This window comes from Psychrobacter sp. H26 (genome assembly GCF_059073035.1).
The window spans coordinates 1,193,777-1,213,089 of the sequence record NZ_JCACRW010000001.1 but is presented as its reverse complement, the minus strand read 5'-3'; the positions used below and the strand labels follow the sequence as shown (position 1 = coordinate 1,213,089).

Below are 19,313 nucleotides of genomic sequence, written 5' to 3'. Positions count from 1 at the left end.
GGCTCAGTTTTTATTAAACACAAAAGGCAAAAAAATGATTGAAGTTGAATATAACTTACTTTTGGTACTGGTCTCTTATGCCATTGCAGTATTTGGCTCTTATGTTGGTTTAAACCTTGCCATTCGAGTACCCTCTGCAAAACCAGGTTCAGACCTTTATTTTTGGGTTGCGCTATCTTCGATTGCGATTGGTGGTGCTATTTGGTCGATGCATTATATTGGCATGATGGCAGTCGATATGAAAATGCCAGTTACGTATGATTTAGGTCTGACGATTGTCTCGATGTTGCTGGCTGTTGGCTTTGTGGCTGTAGGAATTATCATTGTAGGACGCGGCGACTCTAGCACCGGTAGATTGATCGGTGGTGGTGTTTTGACAGGTTTGGGTGTTGCAGCCATGCACTATACTGGTATGGCTTCGATGCAAATGGATGCGACTATGTCATACAACATACCGCTTCTGATTACATCTATTGTGATTGCTATCGTGGCTGCCATTGCGGCACTATGGCTGGCCTTCAATCTACGCGGTACGCTACAGCGTTTTGGTAGTGCGTTTATTATGGGTATCGCCGTTTGCGGTATGCATTACGTTGGTATGGCAGCGATGGAGATGAACATGACTGGTCATATGATGGATATGGGTTATACGCATGACAGTGCTATATCTTCATCGATTATGATTTTTATCGGTTCGGCTATCGTATTGGGCTTGTTGTGGTTTATTGCATCTAAGAATGCACCTAAAAAAGCAACACTGGTATTTGGTGACTAGTTTTAAGTTGCTGTTTTGCTATTGATATAACAAGAATACAGCATAAAGGGTTTTAGATAATCATCTAAAACCCTTTTTTTGTGGCTACTTTTTGAGCCTGCTCATGTGGTTATTGACACGTCGTATTTTTAAGTATGCAATCAGGCATTCAGCAGCATCTTCAGTTACTCAGTAGTGTCTTCAATTTTGACACTCACCATGATAGAGCGTACTTGACACGGTTCTATTTGCTGCGTGATATCAGCCAGCTTTGGTTTCTCGGTTAAACCAAGCCAATAGCCAAAACCGACCTGCGTCAAATCGATCCCGCTATGCGTGGTGTAACCAATACCACCAGATGGGCGGCTATTAATCTCAAGGACGCGGTGCTGTCCGTCATCATCGGCTTTGGTTTGTACACTCACGATACCATCACAGCCAAAGGCTTTAATCAATGGAATAACCACATCCATGACTGATTGCTCATAGCCAATATGCTGGATCTTGCCTGTCTTATAGCGAGTAACGGCCGCTAGTACTTCACCGTATTCACAGACCACATCGATTGAGTACTCTTGCCCTGATAGATAAGGCATAAGCAACATAGGAATAGGGCGCTTATGTACCATTACGCTATTGTTGTAAGCATTGATAAACTGCGCGGTATTTATCTTTTTCTCTTCAGTAAAGTATAAATGCTCAAAGCTATCGTAAGCACTGTCTTCAGACTTACCTGTATCCAAGCGCCAAAATCCTTGGGCAAAAATACCGACGACAGGTTTGACGCATAGGGGCTGATGACCGTGCTCAGCGAGTAAAGCCTCAAGCTCAGCGGTATTGTCAAAGCGCCAAGCATCAGCGACAGGAATACTGTGCTCATGACACTGCTGCATAAAGGCAAATTTATCTTCGATTGACTCCAATGCTGCAACGCTCGTTGCTCCTGTTAGCAAACGAATACCCACCGCATCAAATATCTCACGGTGTGCTTCGTAATTAATGCCATTACGCCCAGTCAGCAATACTTTGACATTTTTTGCTTTGGCGTGCTCTAAGACAAATTGCCAGCGCGGCGTAGCTGGTGCACTCATTGCTTGCGCTTCATCGTTGATAAATGATTCAGACGGCTCACGATAGATGCTATCAGCAAATTCAAAAATCTCAGGACGGTTGTGACGGTGTGAGGCAATAATATTAAAAGAGTCGTTCAACTGGTTTTTTAGAGTCTGCAGGCTCTCTAACATATCGCGCTGGCTGGACTGACCTTCAGCTAACCAAGCAGCTACTGGTGTGGAGTGGACGCTATCGTTAGCAAGGTTATTCATAATTTTCTCAGCGTTATCGTTGTGTGTAGGGAACAGGATCAATCAGCATTGCTACCGCAAAACTGGTAGCAATAAGGGCAAGACGATATCATCTAGCAGCATGTATTATATACAAATGGCGCCTCTTATAAATGCCTCTCATGAAATAGTCACATGGGTTTTTCAGAGTGTTTTTATGACTCAAAGTATGATTGCTCGGTTCAAAACTCTCATAATATCCATGCTACTATATGACGATGATGGACATAGTAATCAAAACGACAGTGAAATAATAAATAATCCAAAGGACAGATAATGAGTCAAGTGCAACCCCAAACATTGGTGGCAGGTGCCAATGCACCGCTACCAACTGACAATATCAGTATTCGTATCTTGAGCCAAAGCGCTATCGACTGCGCGGCGTATCGCCTAACCACAGATGGCAAAGTACGCGGCGATGGCGATATGATATTTTATGGACAGACCCGTAGCGATGATGGCAGCGTTAGCTTTCGTGGTCACGATAGTGATGGGTTTTTTGATATCAACTTACCTGCACAACCTACGAGTGTCGAAAAAATCGCTTTGGCATTTTCTAGCGCGCAGACATTGGCCCAAGTTGGCGACGTGGATATTCAAGTCCTACAAGACAGTCAGGTACTCATGAGTTGCCAATTGAGTGCTGCTGGGCGTAACGAAAAAGCCATTATTTTGGCGGAGTGCTACCGTCGTCAGGGTAGTTGGAAGTTTCGTTTTATTGCTCAAGGATTTGAGGGTGGGTTAAAACCGTTGTCTGAACATTTCGGAGTCGAAATCGCAGATGAGGCGCCAGCGCAGCAGCAAAACCCTGTACAAAATCAGTCGCAACCGATCAATACGCAGCGACCTATCAATACGCAAAAAGCAGGCAACACCTCTCAAGCGAGTACTCCGCCACCGATTCCTACCAGTCCGTCGATTAATCTAAGCAAAATTACGTTAACCAAAAACCAATCAAGCATCAATCTTAAAAAACGCGATAATTTTGGTAAGATTTCAGTGAACTTAGATTGGAACCAACGTCCAGAGAGTAACAAGTCAGCTCCCAAAAAAGGCATCCTAGGAGATCTATTTAAACAGCATCAAGCGAGCGGTATTGATCTCGATGTTGGCGCGATGATTCATCTAAAGAACGGCGAAAAAACTTTGATTCAAGCGTTGGGTGACCGTTTTGGTAGTCTGCAAACAGCGCCGTATGTGTGCTTGCGAGCCGATGATAGAACGGGGCAGGTGAGCGGCGGTGAGTGGCTCGATATCAATGGTCAGCAGTGGTCACAGATTGAAGAGGTGTTTATTTTCGCCTTTATTTATGAAGGCGCGCCAAACTGGGAAAAAACCGATGGTGTTGTGACCATTCATGTACCGGACCAGTCACCGATTGAGACCCGCTTGACCGAAGGCGCGGGTAATCTACCAATGTGTGCCATTGCGCGCCTTGTTAATCAACAAGGCAGCATCAATGTAGAGCGCATCAATCAATACTTTAAAGGTCATCAAGAAATGGATAAAGCCTTCAACTGGGGTTTTAGTTGGAAGCGTGGACGTAAGTAATGGCTTGAACCATACTACTCGAAAAACCCCTCGTCGCTACAAAAGCGACTGGGCAAATAAGAAAGCCCATCTGTGAATAGACGGGCTTTCTTATTATAAAATGAGTCAATAAATCAGATAAATTATTATCCAATCAAAATATCAAGTCAATTATGCATGTGGTGTGATAGCAGGCATCAAGTCATGGAAGGTACGACCAGAGGCAGTTTCACCAATCGCATGCATTTTCCATTCGTTGTTATGACGATAAACTTTTGCCATTACCATCGCGGTATGTCCACCTTGTGCTGACAGATTATAACGTGCTACTTCGCTATTATTGTTAGCGTTAACGATACGGCAAAATGCATTCTCTACCGTTTCAAAGGTTTGACCGGTAAAGCTATTGACCGTGAATACTAGAGAGACTACATTGGCAGGGACTCTTGAGAGATCAACATTGATAACTTCATCATCACCATCGCCGTCACCAGTACGGTTATCACCTGTATGGACGATACTGCCATCTTTTGACTTCAGCTGACTGAACCAAATAGCGTCAACTGCTTGTTTATTGGCATCGAACATAATGCATGAAGCATCTAAGTCGATAGAGTCGCCGCCACTACCGCCGCCGAATAGTTTGCCTAAAAAGCCACCTTTTTTATCTTGTGGACCTTGAGCGACATCCCAGCCCAGACCTAATTTAACCTGAGTCAGATCGCCGCCAGCTTCTTTGCTTAGGGAGATTTTCTGCCCTTTTTGTAGACTAACTGCCATGTGAGTATCCTTATAATAATTGTGAGTAAAAACTGCGAATAAAAACGTGATTAAAAAATGCTATAAAATATTATCTAAAAATCCGCCACCGCCGCCGCGTCCACCTGAGCTACTGCCTAGTACGCTCTGTAACCAACCTTGATAGCTATCGCGATTGCGCGAGCAAATAATCACTTTGCCCGTTCCTGAAAAGTTCAGAACCATACCTTCGCCACTGGTTACAGAGTTGATGATATTGCTCATAATGCCTTTTTTCTTACTGGTCGAAACTGATAGTTTATACTCAAGGTTCGAGTCCCAGCAAACGACATGACCGTTATCAATAATGACATCTTTGTCTGGCGTCACCTCAATCTCAAATAGTGAGCCAAAGCCAGATACCACGACCTGTCCTTGACCTTGCGTCTGCATGACCATGAAGCCACCAGTATCCCCAAATACGGCACCGCCCAGATTACGCTGAATATTGGCTCTAATATCGACACCTGTCTGCGCGGCAACAAACGCACCATCGCTGAGCGTATATTGTTGTTTGCCGACCTCGATGATTTGCATATCGCCATCTAGCGTAGGCGCGAGCAGACAATCGCCTTCACCATTGACCGCTTCAATCTGCTGCTGAAACAATGATTCATCATTGGCGAAACGGCGCATGAGTGACTGCATAAGTCCACCTTGGAGCTTACCTTTTAACTCAAGGTTAGACTCCATCATTACCATTGCATTGGCTTCACAATATATCGAATCACCTTTTTTAAGATTACAGTGTAAAAAAGGCTCAATAGTACCGATCAAACTGAATGTTGCGGACATGGGTGGCAAATCCTTATTCTAGTATCTTTTTTAAATAGCTTTTTAGTCAGCCAATTAAATTTAAAGCCATCAAATGCGTTAAAAGGGCACACTTGATGGCTCATAATTATCGCAAGCAATCATGTGATTGCGATAATTGGCTGGTCAGACGTTTACGTTATTTTGATATTATACGTTGACGCCATAAGAGGCTGCTAATGGTCCAAGACCACCACTGAAGCCTTGACCAACAGCACGGAATTTCCAGTCGCCGTTATGACGATATAACTCACCAAAGATCATAGCCGTTTCAGTACTACCATCTTCCGATAGGTCGTAACGAGCGATTTCAGATTCGCCATTATCGTTTACGACACGGATATAAGCATCGCCAACTTGACCAAAGTTTTGGTTGCGTGCCTGACCTTCATAAATGATGGCACAAATGGCTACTTTGTTTACATCAGATGGGATGTTAGCAAGATTGATTTTGATTTTTTCGTCATCGCCATCGCCTTCACCAGTGCGGTTGTCACCAGTGTGCTCAACAGCGCCATTATCTGATTTTAGGTTGTTAAAAAAGATAAAATCTTGGTCATTACGGACTTTTCCTGCTTCATTGATCAAAAAGCCAATGGCATCTAAGTCAAACTCTTGACCGTCAGTTGCGCGTGGATCCCAGCCTAGACCGACTGTAATGTTAGTTAAACCTGGCGCTTCTTTTGATAAGTTTACGTTGCCGCCTTTTGTTAAGCTAATAGCCATACAAATATCCTTTGGATTAATAGTTAAGTGGATTAATTATAAAAAATAAATTAAAAGTTGTGCAGTGACTGATATATCAGCCAGAACAGCAAAAAACTGAGCTGTACGCTATATGCTGTATATCATTACGTTTTACTATACTAAGCGTTCGCTCACTAAGCAAGGCGTATTTTGTGCGCTTACTATATGCTTACCAAGGGACATAATAACCCTGCAAACTTGATACTTTTTAATCATCTTAGCAATAGTGGATAAGACATTGTTATGAAAAGTAAATGTCTAATCTAAGCAAGTATAGATGTCGTGCTTATTCTGCAAAAACTGACCAACCAGTTTCCTGCACAAAACGCTCTAGCGCTTTTAATCCAAGTTTAGAGTTGCCTATATGATCAAGCCCTGGTGACCATACCGCGATAGAGCCTTTACCGGGCGCTATGGTCAAAATACCGCCACCAACACCACTTTTACCAGGTAAGCCCACACGGTAAGCAAACTCTCCAGAACCATCGTAATGACCACACATCATCATTAGTGAGTTGATACGCCGTGCTCGGTGTTCATTGATCACCCGTACTCCTGAGTGCTTATCAACCCCATTGGAGACTAAGTATAGACCGGCACTGGCTAACTGTTGGCAATTCATGGCAATCGAGCATTGATGAAAATAGGTACCTAATACATTGTCCACCTCATGTTTTAGACGACCAAAGGATTTCATAAAGTGTGCTAAAGAGGCGTTCCGGTCTTTGTGCGCCATCTCAGACGCCGCTACTTTATGATCAAAGCGAATTGACTCGTCATCTGCAATGAGGTGAACAAATTGAAGAATCTCACCCAATGTCTCTTTGGGTTTATGACCCATCATAATAGCATCCACTACCGCAATAGCGCCGGCATTGATAAATGGATTGCGCGGTCGACCAGTCTCATGTTCGAGCATCACAATCGAATTAAAGGGGTCGCCAGATGGTTCGCGTCCAACGTGCGTCCATAGCCCATCACCTAGCTTGCCAAGACCAATAGTCAGGGTAAATACCTTAGAGATACTTTGGATTGAGAAGAGTGTACTAGCATCTCCTGCAGTATAGAGCTGTCCATCGGGGGTAGCGACTGCCATACCAAACTGGTCTGCATCTACATGTGCCAGCTGAGGTATGTAGTCTGCTACTTTTCCGCGATCGGTTTCAACTGCCATTTCTGCGGCGATATCATCAAGAATTTGCTGTATATCAATCATGAGGTCTTATTTTTGTCGTATTGTTGAAGGATGAGGCATTTGGTAATGAAGCGGGGTGCCTATAGTCAAGCGCTCATCATACAGAATGACGTACTCGTAGTATACGCATACATGAATAAAGGATGGGGTTATATCGCGCTAAAAGTGACGAAAAAAAGCAGGTCATACCTGATGATATGACCTGCCTAAATGCGTAACAGTAGATACAATACTAATAATCTGTCTTAGTTTAAGCTTGCTCTTTCAGCTTTACGGTGCTGCAGTGATGCCAGCAGCGCCCAACCAATAAAGGCAATACCAATAAGACCAGTAATAATCTCTGGAACATGGAACTTGACTGACAACAACATGATGATTGCTAAGGCACCGATAGCGTAGTGTGCACCATGCTCAAGATAGATAAACTCATCAAGCGTGCCTTTGTCCACTAAGAAGATAGTCATAGAACGTACGAACATCGCACCAATCGCAAGACCCAGCATGATAACGATAACGTCATTGGTAATGGCGAATGCGCCAATCACACCATCGAAACTGAATGAAGCATCAAGGACTTCTAAGTATAAGAAACCAATGATACCGCCTTTCATAATAGCGCTGGTTGCAGCTGCACCTGAGCCATTCTCTTCGTTCTCTAAGTCGGCTTCAAGGTCACCCTCAAGCATACCTGATACGACTTGCACACCAAGGTATACCAAGATACCCCAAACACCAGCGATCAAGACAGCACTTGATTGCTCAGCAGAAGCCCACGATACGGCAATCATCAAGACGATAAGCGCAACAAACACACTCATAGCATCAACTTTGCCAAGCTTTGCTAGGCGGCTCTCAAGCCAATTAAACCAATGTACGTCTTTGTCATCAAATATAAAGTTCAAGAAGACCAGTAATAAGAATATACCACCAAATGCTGATATTTCAGCATGATGTGCCATCAGTCTGGCTGAGTACTCTTGAGGGTTGTTCAATGCCAAATCGATTACTTGCATCATACCAAGGTCAGCAGTAACAGCGACGATGACAATAGGGAATACCAAGCGCATACCGAAAACTGCGATCAAAATACCAACGGTCAAAAATATCTTTTTCCAAAACTCGTCCCAGCCTTTGAGGACTGAGGCGTTGACCACCGCGTTATCAAAAGACAACGAAATCTCCATGACGGCCAAAATAGCGGTAATCGAGAGCGTGGCTATCAAGCCACCCATACCGCCATGTGAATATCCCCACCATGCTGCGATTGCCAACGCAATTGCGGTAAAGATAAAATCTAAATAAAAATGTCTCATGACACATCCTGTCTGGTTGCGTAAAGCTGGTCTAGTATAGACACAAGCCGCAAAAAAGTGGTTATTGCTAACCACTTTTTATGCATAATTTTAAACGAAACGTAAAGCATTACTAGTCATTTGAGCATTAAAAATTGTGACTATTTGCAACGATGATTGCTCTACGTTTTGGACGTCATACTTAGGACCGATGAGGGTCTAAATGCCAATATAGATACGCCTTTTACGGATATGCCTTTAGATGTCGACACCGTACTGCTGACACATCGCTTGTAGGCCACCTGAGTAACCTTGACCTACCGCGCGGAATTTCCATTCGCCGTTATGGCGATATACTTCACCAAACACCATTGCGGTCTCAACAGAATAATCTTCTGCTAGATCAAAACGAACCACTTCGGTGCCCGTTTCTTCATTGACTACGCGGATAAAGGCGTTTGCCACCTGACCAAAGTTTTGGCTACGCGCAGCAGCGTCATGGATGGTTACAGTCACAACCACTTTGTCTACGTCAGCAGGGACTTGGGTTAGATTGACTTTGATGACTTCATCATCGCCATCACCCTCGCCAGTACGGTTGTCACCGGTGTGCTCGACCGCGCCATTGTCAGATTTGAGCTGATTGTAAAAGATAAAGTCATGATCGCCGCGTACTTTGCCAGCACCATTTAGCAAAAACACACTGGCATCAAGATCAAATTCAGCACCAGAGGTGGCGCGCTCATCCCAACCTAGACCAATAAGTAACTTGGTTAAGTTTGGATCCGTCTTTGTGAGTGATAGATTGCCGCCTTTATTGAGTGATAAAGCCATAATGTTATCCTTGTTATTTGAAGTACTATGAAATAAAAGGCGATGGTTACGCTATATTTGCGCAAACCCATCGCCTAGTAACGCTCTATCATAACAACAAAAAATGACCCAATCAAAGCCGATTGGGTCATGGTTATATTTCATATACATTGAGCAAAAAACTTACGTTTCAGACAGTTATGTGACTACTGCTCATTGCTCCACTCATATAAAGAACCTTCGTATTTGCTACATTATAGGCTCTGGCGATGACGAATCTCAAAGCTCTGATGAATAGGCTTTTTGATATTAAAATCAAAGCCAATGGTTTTTTGCGTAATATCGACGATATCGTAGCGCTCTATCAACTGCTCATCTAGCTCAAAGCGCGTGAAGTTATTAGAAAAGTATAAGACGCCATCGGAGGTCAGACGATTCATCGCACGATTGATTAGTGCGGCATGATCGCGTTGCACATCAAAGGTACCTTGGAATTTTTTAGAGTTCGAAAATGTCGGCGGATCAATAAAGATAACGTCGAATTGCTCGGTATTGTCTTTGATCCATTCAAAGATATCAGCCGCGACAAATTGATACTTGTTTCGACTAACGTCCAGACCATTCAATACAAAGTTTTGTTTGCCCCAATCTAGGTAATTCTGTGACAAATCAACGCTGGTGACTTTTTTAGCGCCAGCGAGAGCGGCATGGACACTAGCGGTACACGTGTAAGCAAATAGATTGAGGACAGCTTTACCGCGACTGTTGTCTTTGATGCGTGCGCGCATATTACGGTGATCGATGAACAAGCCTGTATCTAAATAATCGGTAAAGTTAACATAGAAATAGGCACCATCTTCACGGGCAACATGAAACTTGCCACGTTTTTCAGTGGTGTTCTGTTTGCTGTACTGATCATTACCTGACTGGCGTGCCCGTGTTTTGATAAAGATTTGTTCGCGGTTAATATCAAACACTTCACGAATACCCATCAATGCCAAGTTGAAGCGCTTTTTGGCCGTCTCAGGTGGGATAGTTTTTGGCGGTGCATACTCTTGTACATGGGCGTAATCACCATATAAGTCGATAGCTACTTTGAAATCAGGTAAATCAGCATCGTATACGCGAATGTTACTCACGTTGCCTTTCTTGGCAAGCTTTTTAAGTTTGCCAAGATTCTTTTGTAGACGATTGATGAAATCCTGTCCTTCTTCCACTTCGATTTCACGCTTCTCGAATTGACTAACAAGATGCCCCGTTTGCCCAGAGATCAGTGTTCCGTAACGGAAATAAACCGTAATCGCACCATTATGACAGCGCAGGGTACGCGGCTCTTTGATAGGGAGTATGTCTACTTGCTCAACGCGAGACGCTAGGATGCCGAGCATTGGGTCGATACCGCTACCAGCAAAGCTGTCTTGTACAATAAGCCCAATCGCTTGGTATAACGGTTTAATCATTTCCTCATCACCCAGACGCTCACCATAAGGTGGGTTGGTAATGATTAGAGGATTACTCAATCGCCCATCATTCACTAGTGGTTTTAGCGTGCTGCCCAGTTGATCAAGGGCGCGGGTTTCGATATCGAGTAGCGGGAGTAAGTCTTGTAATCCTGCGGCGATGAGGTTTTTTTCGGTGGCGATGATTGCGCCATTGTCGGCATCAAACCCTAGTATAAGAGGTAAGGTATCTGGTTGCTCATTGGCAATGTCTAAGGCATCACGAAAGCGTGTTTGAGCGTCATCGATCATCTCTTGCCATAGCGTCTCATCATGATGCTGCCACTCATAAAATCCAAATTGATTGGCGGCTTTGTCGATACCCACAGCGTAATCGCAGTGCATGAGTAGTGCTTCGATCAGAAACGTCCCAGAGCCGCACATAGGATCGATCAAGGCATTGTAGTAAGGCGCATCGCCTGCCTCGTTTTTCTTATGCCAGCCCGCACTATAAAGTAGGGCGGCCGCTAGGTTTTCTTTTAGTGGGGCTTCTGTCATGGCCACACGATAACCGCGGCGATGCAAACTGGTGCCTGACAAATCTAGATACAACTCGGCTTGCTTGTCATTGATGGTCGCAAAAATAGAAAAATCTGGGTTTTTACTATCGACATTAGGGCGGCTGTCGTAAACTTCATTGAAAGTGTCTGCAATAGCATCTTTGACACGTAGCATGGCAAACTGCTGGCTTACTGCGACACGCTTATCGACAGAGAGACGAATCGCAAAGGTTTGCTCTAAGCTAAACTGCTCTGTCCAATTGACCGATTTTGCCAAACCATAGAGCTGCTCTGCGACATCATATTCTGCGTTGATGTTTCGACGTTTGATGAGCATCAATACTCGTGAGGCGACACGGGACCATAGGCAAATAGTATATAAGTCACGCAAGTTGCCAGTGACAGCAAGACGTCCCGTACTCTTGATGTCGCTCTCAATACCAAAGCTGGTCAGCTCAGTCTGCAGCGGTGCCTCAAGCCCATCGGCACAGGTAATGATAAGATCAAGCATCAACTCTGGTGTAGCGGTTGCTAGAGATGCGGGGGCAGTTTGTTCGGTCATACGGATACCTGTGGGCTAAATTGACAAAAAAGCAAATCATAAGAGGGACGGTGTAACCCGCAATTTTACCATAATTCGCGGTGGGATAGTTCAAAATGAGGACGTACCTATATGATCAAACCCATAGAATCGGATCAGGCATATAACGTTATGTGTCTATAGACGTCACGTGTCTACTCATCTGTTGCTAGAGGTCACTCTTCTGACACCACTTGGGTAGTAGTGGCAAAAGGTTTGGTTGCGATAGGGTAGTCAACGTCTTTTGGCATGAGCAGGCGCATATGCGGGTAGGGCGTCGAGATTTCAGCGGCATCAAAAGCAACTTTGATCTCTTCTTGCAATACTTCTTTTATCTTGGGTATACGGGCGACGGCTGCTGGTTTGACCCAAAAACGTACAATAAAAAATATGCCATATTCTCCGATTTCGGCCACTGTGGCGGAAGTCTCAGGACGATTGAGCACCGCATCGGTATTGCTGAGCACTTGCAAAATCTCTTTGCGCGCCATCTCGATGTCGTCTTCGAAGGCAATACGCACACGTATATCAAAACGGATGAAATTTTTGGAAGTTAAATTGATTACCTCAGAGGAGGCAACGTTGGAGTTTGGGATAATGACCGTGATATTGTCTCGCGTCAGGATATGGGTTGTGCGTAAAGCAATGAGTACCACGCGCCCTTCGTTATCATTGATATGAATCCAGTCGCCAACCTGAAAGGACTGCTCTAGCAAAATCGTAATACCTGCAATAAAGTTGGCAAGGGTTGACTGAGCTGCAAAGCCGACTGCTAAGCCAACAATGCCCAAACCAGCAACCAATGATACGATATCAAAGCCAAATTGTGCCATCACGCTGGCAAGACCGAGTACCAATATGAGCACCGATAAAATATTTTTGAGCAGCTGCTCTATCGAGGCGTTGAGACCGTAATGCTGCAATACTTTATGAATGATTTGACCTGATGATGCCCAGAGCACGTAGTATATACCAGCCCAAGTGCTTGCTTTTACTGTGGCTTTGATCGTTTCCGGTTCAAAGTTTATTTGACTCATGATTGCAATCAGGCTCGCCACAATCCACACGTAACGTAGTGTTGAGCGAGCGATTTTGGTACGGCGCTCGTTCAGATGAATTTTGGCTCTGCTTTGTCTCAATATATAGTTGGCCAACCAATAAAAAAACCCCAATACTGCAAGCAGTATTAGGATTTTGATGCCAGTACTTGTCAGCTCTACCGCCTGAGAAGACCAGTTAAGGGACTCTTCATCTATAGAGCCACCCAGAGCAAGGTAGAGGCTAGTATGCAGGTCACGAATGATCTCTTTAAAAAAGTCGGTAACACTGGCGATCGGCATTGTCTCATCCATGCAGGGTGTGTTTGTACAAATTTTTATATATGAGGTATCTACTAATAAATTACCTCAAGTGGTCAAAGCAATCAAATATATTACTACTGAACATGACTTATATCTAATAAGATGCTGCTCATGACTACATAGGATTGCTTGGTCATCAATTAAAAATTGTCTTCCTGAGTGTCTTGAGACTGATATGGAATTTTCATTTTATCCTGAACATCACGCAGCGCCGTACGTAGTCCCTCTAGTATCGTAGGATGATAAAAAGGCGTGTCTAACAGTTGTTTGATACACAAATCATTGGTAATCGCAGTGGCTAATATATGACCGATATATTCAGCATCAGGGCCGACCATACTAGCACCCAAGATTCTATCGGTTTTTTTGCACCCATAGATATGTAGCAATCCGCAATTGACACCCATCACTCGGCTACGGCCCTGATTGTCAAAGCTCACGCTACCGATAACAAACTCAAGCTCTGAGTCGTTTTGGATTTCTGGTAATGACATACCGATATTGACGATTTGCGGTGAGCAAAAAACAATAGAAAAAGGCGGGGCAGGTGGACGGATATATGCGTTTTCTGTATTTTCGCAGACCATATTGCCTGCACTATAGCCTTCGTCACTAGCGACATGTAGCAGCGGAATATTGGCATTGGCGTCACCGACAATATAGATATCCAAGTCACCAATTTGCCCCGTCTTTTTACTTAAGTCTTTTGGACGGTTTTTATCATCAAGCTCAACGCCTAAGTTCTCGACTCCGAGCTGCTTGATATTATTGCGGCGACCAGTAGCGACCAGCACATACTCACCTTGCCATCGCTGAGATGTGCCTGCACTATCCTCATATTCGATAAACGCACTCGTGTTACCGCTATCTGATGTTGTACCGACATTGTTGATGGTGCTTCCCAAATGCATGGTGAGCTCACTACTCAAGCAGTCGATGGCTTTGTGGTTAATATCCTCATCTTTGAGACCAGCTACTTGCTTGACTCGGTTTAGGAGCGTGACCTCTACGCCCAAACGCGTGAATGCCTGCGCAAGCTCTAGACCGATAGCGCCAGCACCGACGACGGCCATAGATTTGGGCAAATCTGTCAGCTCAAAAACGCTATTAGAGGTGAGCATGGTATCGCCAAGCTTGTCTGCCCAGCCATCAGGAATAAACGGTGAGCTACCTGTCGCCACAATGATTTGTTCAGCTGAGATGATCTCGTCATTTACCTCAATCAATCCATGCTCATTAATACGAGCACGTCCATCGATTTTTTTGTGATCGGGCCAGCTGTCTACTTGTTTTTTGATGTAGCTGGCAAAATGACTGCGCTCGTCACGCACACGCTGCATGACCTGCTTGCCGTCAATTTTTGCTGTTGCATGAACACCGAACTCGCTAGAGTTATTGGCATCATGTGCGCGATCAGCCGCCGCAATAAGTAGCTTGCTGGGCATACAACCGACTGCGATACAAGTTGTTGTCCAAAACCCTTCATTGATAATGACGACGTCGTCCTTTATTTTGCTCGCTTGGCGAAATGCATTTTGACCTGCGGTACCAGCGCCGATAACGGCAACAGAAACGTGGCGTGTGATGTTATGTGGTGCATTATCAGCAGTATCAGACGGTTTATTCATATTATTCTCTAGTAGGAAGGGTTGTAGTAGCAGTGCGTTTTATTGGCAAAGACCTTTTTATTTACGCGACTATCATGTTTATGGATAGTGCGTAACTGCTGATTAAATGGCTCAGCTTATAGATTATGGGGCTAATTTATGATGCTAATATAGTCAGTAAGCGACTGGTGTAGTCTTTGGCACGTAGGTTTCGCTGCGCATGAGTCAATTGACTGTCTTTATCAAATACAAATGCAGAGCGCACTAGACCTAAAGTAATCTTGCCATACATATTTTTTTCTTTAATAACTTCAAAATACTGGCAGAGCTGCTCATCAGTGTCACTGATAAGCGGGATTTGTAGATCATACTTGTCGATGAACTTTTCGTGAGACTCGACGCTATCACGAGAGACACCAATGATGTCATAACCTAAATCATCAAATTCGTGGAGATGAGCGGTAAACTCAGTCGCTTGAGTAGTACAGCCAGGGGTGCTGTCTTTTGGATAAAAATAGAGAATAAGACCTTTGTCCGTATTGGCAACCATCTCTTTTAGACTGATTTCATCATGGATGAAGTTACCAGCGAGCTTGCGTACTATTGTTACTGGAAAGTCAGGTAGGTCGATGGTTTCTGTGGTTGGCTTGGCCATTGTAAAATCCTTGTTGGTTTTGATTATATGTTGGTTTTATTTATCGTGTTCTTATTATAGGCAGATTAATAGAAATAAATAATCAGTTTTACACTTTGCTCATTCATTGCCAACAAAAAAGACTGGCAATGGCCAGTCTTTTGTATATCAAATAAGTAGTCGGTTAAGCAGGTTTCTGTGGCTGCTTCAAATCCAACCCGACCGTACACTGTTGCAAGTCTTTTTGCATGATTTTTACATAAGGCAAGCCAGAGGGGTCCTTTTTGTCTTTTGCGTAGCTTTCGATTTCCCACATCTGACCAATCGTCATATTACTACGCACGCCGATAGTACAATTACACAGTTTAGTAGCGTCGTTTTTACTAGCAACTTTATATTTGACTGCGCCATTGACACAAGAGTTGATATTATCCTGCTTGATATCGGTAGCATTGGCTTGTGGCATGGCAAATACGGCAGCCAAGGCTAGGGGTAATACTGGCAATAACTTCATAAATTTCCTCTTACAGGTAGCGTCAGTTTTGTAGATTTGGTATTCAGTGCGTCATCAGCTCATCGGTATATGGCTGACTGTAACGATCAATTGCATCTGATGACAAAGATAATCGTTCATACCATAGCAATTATATCGATTGAAATACAATGGCGACGTGCTGTGTTAATGCAAGCGAATGTTTCGCTAATGTTGATTGATCGCACTGTTTGATCCGCAGTCTGTCGTCTCTATCCTGCTTGATAATGAGTAGGATCAGTGACGCCAGCTTGGCTAAACCCTTGGCGACGTAATGCACAGCTGTCACAAACCCCGCAAGCCAAACCATTCGCATCTGCACGATAACAAGAAATCGTTTGTCCATAATCGACACCCAACGACAGACCAAGCTCAATCGTTTGTGCTTTAGACAGTTGCTGTAGTGGCGTTTGAATAGACAGGCGATGACCGGTAACGCCAGCCTTTGTGGCAAGATTGGCCATGTGCTCAAAGGCTTCTATGTACTCTGGACGACAGTCTGGGTAGCCAGAGTAGTCGACTGAGCTGACCCCAATGACAATATGGTTGGCATCCGTTACTTCTGCAACGGCTAGTGCATAAGACAAGAAAATAGTATTACGTGCAGGCACATAAGTGTTTGGGATAGCGTCATTGTCAATCTCGTCACGCTTTTTGCTAGGGAACTTATCTGAGTCACCATCTGGTACGATCATGCTATGGTCAGTAAGTGACGACCCACCAAGTTGAGCGATGTCGATATCAATGATTCTATGATTAACACCCGCTGTCTCTGCGATGGTCTTTGCTGCGACAAGCTCGCTGTTGTGACGTTGACCATAATTAAAGCTGACCGCTGTTACAGAGGCATAGCGTGCTTTTGCCCAATACAAACAAGTGACCGAATCAAGACCACCCGATAATAGGACAACAGCGTTTTGGTTTTTGTTAGTAGCGTCCAGCTCAGTATCAGAGGATTGAGGGAGAGAAGTATCCTGCAAAGTAACGTTAGTCATAGTGATATCTATTATTGGTTTACGAAAACGGCTATTTTAGCAAAAATCCAGCGACTACAGAACCATGAAGCGACCAATCAGGCATCATTAAGCAGCCAAGGCGAACGTGGTCAGTATGCTGATAAAAATAAAGTCCAAATGACTGTCCTCTTTTCAATCTGTTAGCAATATTTGCTATAATTGCCGCTTTAAAAGCACTAGCCACCACAGATCATTCACTGTGCTTTACTGCAAACTGTTTTATCGCAAAACCCTTCTTATAAAGATATTGAGTAACTTATGACCGCAGCAACTTTATTTACGCCAAACATCGCTCCTAGTTCTGATGAGATGTCTGATCATATGTCTGGTGAAACAGGATTTAGTAGCTATGTTCTAGAGGACGATACCGACACGGATGCTAAAGCGTCTAGCAATGAGGATGTCGTTGCTAAGCAAGCTGCCGATACTCAGGCGCCTACTGCGTCTGCATACTTTCGTAAGCTTCAAAAGAAGCTACGCCGTCAAGTATCATGGGCCATTCGTGATTTTAATATGATCGAAGATGGTGATGTGGTGATGGTCTGCGTCTCAGGCGGTAAAGACAGCTATACCTTACTGGATATTTTATTGTTATTAAAACGCATTGCCCCCATTCATTTTGACATCGTCGCGGTCAATCTGGATCAAAAGCAGCCTGGCTACCCTGAAGATATTTTACCTGCATATCTCAATGAGCAAGGCATTGCCCATTATATTTTAGAAAAAGACACCTACAGTATCGTCAAAAGCGTGGTACCAGAGGGTAAAACTTACTGTTCAGCGTGCTCACGTCTGCGCCGAGGCTCACTATATGGTTTTGCCAAACAAATCGGTGCTACCAAAATTGCGCTTGGGCATCATCGCGACGACATGCTTGCGACTTTCTTTTTAAACCTATTCCATGGCGGTGCACTCAAATCAATGCCACCTAAATTGTTGAGCGATGACAAGCAAAACATGCTGATTCGCCCGCTAGCCTATGTCGAAGAAAAAGACATCATTGAATATGCCAAATTAAAAGAATTTCCGATCATTCCTTGTAATTTGTGTGGTAGTCAGACCAATCTACAACGCGCTATTATTAATGACATGTTACGTGAATGGGATGATGCGCATCCGCAGCGTTTGGCTTCTATCTTTAAGGCCATGCAAAACGTAGCGCCATCGCAATTAGCTGACCGTGAGTTGTTTGACTTTGAAACACTGAGTCTTGATCGTGATAATGATGAGCGTCTGTTTGAGGGTGACAATATTCAGGCAGGGCAGACTGATAGCTTGGCGGATATTGGTTTGCCAGTATCACCAAGAACGCAGACGTTCAATCCAAAGTTCGCCAGCGACAAGTTACATTCGGTAGCGTCGGACTCAGCGTCAGACAGTACCTCAAAAAGTGAGCGTACCGCCCAAAAAATCCCAACGATTAACCCTATTATTTAGCCTTATTATTTAACCTTTATAAATAAATACTCATTGAGTAAACCATAAAAAACCAGCCACTGTTATGAGTGGCTGGTTTTTTTGCGTATGGATAGTAGAGCTAGGATATAACTTAATAACATTAACTCTTAGCGAAGACTGGTAATGGGTCAAAGCTAACTGTTGAGCGCGGTAGTTTTGCCACATCTTGCATACGCCAGTCATCCTCACCATCGTTGCTCACTTGCAAATAATACTTGGCTTTTACCACATCAAGATCTACTTGCGCGCTGTATTTATTGTCCTCGATATGCTGTAGCACGACGTCGTGGTCTTTTTTGACATCGGTTGCATGCGAGATAGACAAATCCAGCGTATCAGGATAGGTGAGTGGTGCACCGTTTAGTAGCTTGCCTGACTGCACGCTTTGCTCAGGATAATTAAGATAAAACACAATATCGCCATTATCTGCAAATTGCATTTCGCCATGCAAGTCTAAATCATAAGTGAGCTTGTCACGTGATACATCGTGGTAGAGCGTCTTACCATCCATATACCAGTCATCACGTACCACGCTGTCACGGATTTGGTAGGAATAATAAACGAACCAGATGCACGCGATTACCACCGCAGCTGGCATGCCTATGACAAAGATAACAACCATATAGTTCTTGTACCATGGCTGAGTATCTTGATGCTTAAAGTTCGGTGCTTGATTAGACATAAAATACCTATTCATCAGATACTTATTTATCAGAAATCTATACATCAGATATCTATAAAAGGTATCAACGGATAATTTGACGGCTAAGCGCTGCCAGTTCAATAATAAATTCCTCATTCGATAGCTTATAATAGGCTGCATCGCTAACTATCGAATGAA

Annotated in this window: 17 protein-coding genes; 3 read left to right on the top strand and 14 right to left on the bottom strand. The window is 43.9% G+C overall.

What is annotated here, in order from left to right:
* Window positions 1-34: 34 nt before the first annotated feature.
* A complete protein-coding gene (locus AC5JPT_RS04935) occupies window positions 35-775 on the top strand; it encodes an MHYT domain-containing protein (protein ID WP_493842879.1) in 741 nt (246 codons plus the stop codon).
* 164 nt (window positions 776-939) lie between these two features.
* Here the strand turns inward: AC5JPT_RS04935 and AC5JPT_RS04930 are convergent, their stop codons facing one another.
* Complete coding sequence (locus AC5JPT_RS04930; RefSeq protein ID WP_493857320.1) at window positions 940-2,079, bottom strand: ATP-grasp domain-containing protein; 1,140 nt, start codon at window positions 2,077-2,079, stop codon at window positions 940-942.
* Between the two features lie 294 nt (window positions 2,080-2,373).
* Here AC5JPT_RS04930 and AC5JPT_RS04925 point away from each other — a divergent pair, with 294 nt between their 5' ends.
* Window positions 2,374-3,648, top strand: coding sequence for a TerD family protein (locus AC5JPT_RS04925; protein ID WP_493857319.1), 1,275 nt, complete (start codon window positions 2,374-2,376; stop codon window positions 3,646-3,648).
* Between the two features lie 150 nt (window positions 3,649-3,798).
* On the opposite strand, the gene AC5JPT_RS04920 is transcribed toward AC5JPT_RS04925, so the two are convergent.
* From AC5JPT_RS04920 to queC, 12 genes are all read right to left on the bottom strand, one after another.
* Window positions 3,799-4,407 carry a TerD family protein gene (locus AC5JPT_RS04920; protein ID WP_319050553.1) on the bottom strand — a complete coding sequence of 203 codons (609 nt, stop codon included), beginning with the start codon at window positions 4,405-4,407 and terminating at the stop codon, window positions 3,799-3,801.
* A 60-nt stretch (window positions 4,408-4,467) separates the two neighbouring features.
* Window positions 4,468-5,220, bottom strand: coding sequence for a TIGR00266 family protein (locus AC5JPT_RS04915; RefSeq protein ID WP_319050552.1), 753 nt, complete (start codon window positions 5,218-5,220; stop codon window positions 4,468-4,470).
* Window positions 5,221-5,388: 168 nt separating this feature from the next.
* The gene (locus tag AC5JPT_RS04910; RefSeq protein WP_319050551.1) at window positions 5,389-5,964 is read right to left on the bottom strand and encodes a TerD family protein; all 576 of its coding nucleotides are present in this window, start codon (window positions 5,962-5,964) and stop codon (window positions 5,389-5,391) included.
* Between the two features lie 307 nt (window positions 5,965-6,271).
* Window positions 6,272-7,201, bottom strand: a complete 930-nt coding sequence (locus AC5JPT_RS04905) for a glutaminase (protein ID WP_493842882.1) — start codon at window positions 7,199-7,201, stop codon at window positions 6,272-6,274.
* A 224-nt stretch (window positions 7,202-7,425) separates the two neighbouring features.
* Window positions 7,426-8,493 carry a DUF475 domain-containing protein gene (locus AC5JPT_RS04900; protein ID WP_493857318.1) on the bottom strand — a complete coding sequence of 356 codons (1,068 nt, stop codon included), beginning with the start codon at window positions 8,491-8,493 and terminating at the stop codon, window positions 7,426-7,428.
* Between the two features lie 237 nt (window positions 8,494-8,730).
* Window positions 8,731-9,306 (bottom strand): TerD family protein, encoded by a 576-nt coding sequence (locus AC5JPT_RS04895; protein WP_057760825.1) that lies wholly within the window; start codon window positions 9,304-9,306, stop codon window positions 8,731-8,733.
* A 233-nt stretch (window positions 9,307-9,539) separates the two neighbouring features.
* Complete coding sequence (rlmKL, locus tag AC5JPT_RS04890; protein WP_493857317.1) at window positions 9,540-11,846, bottom strand: bifunctional 23S rRNA (guanine(2069)-N(7))-methyltransferase RlmK/23S rRNA (guanine(2445)-N(2))-methyltransferase RlmL; 2,307 nt, start codon at window positions 11,844-11,846, stop codon at window positions 9,540-9,542.
* Window positions 11,847-12,040: 194 nt separating this feature from the next.
* Window positions 12,041-13,204 carry a mechanosensitive ion channel family protein gene (locus AC5JPT_RS04885; RefSeq protein WP_493857316.1) on the bottom strand — a complete coding sequence of 388 codons (1,164 nt, stop codon included), beginning with the start codon at window positions 13,202-13,204 and terminating at the stop codon, window positions 12,041-12,043.
* A 161-nt stretch (window positions 13,205-13,365) separates the two neighbouring features.
* Entirely contained in the window at window positions 13,366-14,853 is a 1,488-nt protein-coding gene (locus AC5JPT_RS04880; RefSeq protein WP_493857315.1) for a dihydrolipoyl dehydrogenase, read from the bottom strand.
* 136 nt (window positions 14,854-14,989) lie between these two features.
* Window positions 14,990-15,487, bottom strand: coding sequence for a peroxiredoxin (locus tag AC5JPT_RS04875; RefSeq protein WP_319050544.1), 498 nt, complete (start codon window positions 15,485-15,487; stop codon window positions 14,990-14,992).
* A gap of 163 nt (window positions 15,488-15,650) precedes the next feature.
* On the bottom strand, window positions 15,651-15,980 hold the full coding sequence (locus tag AC5JPT_RS04870; protein WP_493857314.1) for a hypothetical protein: 330 nt from the start codon (window positions 15,978-15,980) through the stop codon (window positions 15,651-15,653).
* Window positions 15,981-16,210: 230 nt separating this feature from the next.
* Entirely contained in the window at window positions 16,211-16,993 is a 783-nt protein-coding gene (gene queC / locus AC5JPT_RS04865) for a 7-cyano-7-deazaguanine synthase QueC (RefSeq protein ID WP_493857313.1), read from the bottom strand.
* Window positions 16,994-17,272: 279 nt separating this feature from the next.
* On the opposite strand from queC, the gene ttcA reads away from it, so the two are divergent.
* Window positions 17,273-18,451: a tRNA 2-thiocytidine(32) synthetase TtcA gene (ttcA, locus tag AC5JPT_RS04860; RefSeq protein WP_493857312.1), complete on the top strand. Its 1,179-nt coding sequence runs from the start codon at window positions 17,273-17,275 to the stop codon at window positions 18,449-18,451.
* A gap of 121 nt (window positions 18,452-18,572) precedes the next feature.
* Here ttcA and AC5JPT_RS04855 read toward each other — a convergent pair whose 3' ends face one another.
* The gene (locus AC5JPT_RS04855; protein ID WP_319050541.1) at window positions 18,573-19,154 is read right to left on the bottom strand and encodes a FixH family protein; all 582 of its coding nucleotides are present in this window, start codon (window positions 19,152-19,154) and stop codon (window positions 18,573-18,575) included.
* Window positions 19,155-19,313: the final 159 nt, after the last annotated feature.

Coding starts and splice junctions, on each gene's coding strand:
- AC5JPT_RS04885 (WP_493857316.1), bottom strand. CDS start 13,204: ATGCCGATCGCCAGTGTTACCGACTTTTTTAAAGAGATCATTCGTGAC.
- ttcA (WP_493857312.1), top strand. CDS start 17,273: ATGACCGCAGCAACTTTATTTACGCCAAACATCGCTCCTAGTTCTGAT.
- queC (WP_493857313.1), bottom strand. CDS start 16,993: ATGACTAACGTTACTTTGCAGGATACTTCTCTCCCTCAATCCTCTGAT.
- AC5JPT_RS04920 (WP_319050553.1), bottom strand. CDS start 4,407: ATGGCAGTTAGTCTACAAAAAGGGCAGAAAATCTCCCTAAGCAAAGAA.
- AC5JPT_RS04895 (WP_057760825.1), bottom strand. CDS start 9,306: ATGGCTTTATCACTCAATAAAGGCGGCAATCTATCACTCACAAAGACG.
- AC5JPT_RS04900 (WP_493857318.1), bottom strand. CDS start 8,493: ATGAGACATTTTTATTTAGATTTTATCTTTACCGCAATTGCGTTGGCA.
- AC5JPT_RS04915 (WP_319050552.1), bottom strand. CDS start 5,220: ATGTCCGCAACATTCAGTTTGATCGGTACTATTGAGCCTTTTTTACAC.
- AC5JPT_RS04870 (WP_493857314.1), bottom strand. CDS start 15,980: ATGAAGTTATTGCCAGTATTACCCCTAGCCTTGGCTGCCGTATTTGCC.
- AC5JPT_RS04880 (WP_493857315.1), bottom strand. CDS start 14,853: ATGAATAAACCGTCTGATACTGCTGATAATGCACCACATAACATCACA.
- AC5JPT_RS04910 (WP_319050551.1), bottom strand. CDS start 5,964: ATGGCTATTAGCTTAACAAAAGGCGGCAACGTAAACTTATCAAAAGAA.
- AC5JPT_RS04930 (WP_493857320.1), bottom strand. CDS start 2,079: ATGAATAACCTTGCTAACGATAGCGTCCACTCCACACCAGTAGCTGCT.
- AC5JPT_RS04925 (WP_493857319.1), top strand. CDS start 2,374: ATGAGTCAAGTGCAACCCCAAACATTGGTGGCAGGTGCCAATGCACCG.
- AC5JPT_RS04935 (WP_493842879.1), top strand. CDS start 35: ATGATTGAAGTTGAATATAACTTACTTTTGGTACTGGTCTCTTATGCC.
- AC5JPT_RS04905 (WP_493842882.1), bottom strand. CDS start 7,201: ATGATTGATATACAGCAAATTCTTGATGATATCGCCGCAGAAATGGCA.
- AC5JPT_RS04875 (WP_319050544.1), bottom strand. CDS start 15,487: ATGGCCAAGCCAACCACAGAAACCATCGACCTACCTGACTTTCCAGTA.
- AC5JPT_RS04855 (WP_319050541.1), bottom strand. CDS start 19,154: ATGTCTAATCAAGCACCGAACTTTAAGCATCAAGATACTCAGCCATGG.
- rlmKL (WP_493857317.1), bottom strand. CDS start 11,846: ATGACCGAACAAACTGCCCCCGCATCTCTAGCAACCGCTACACCAGAG.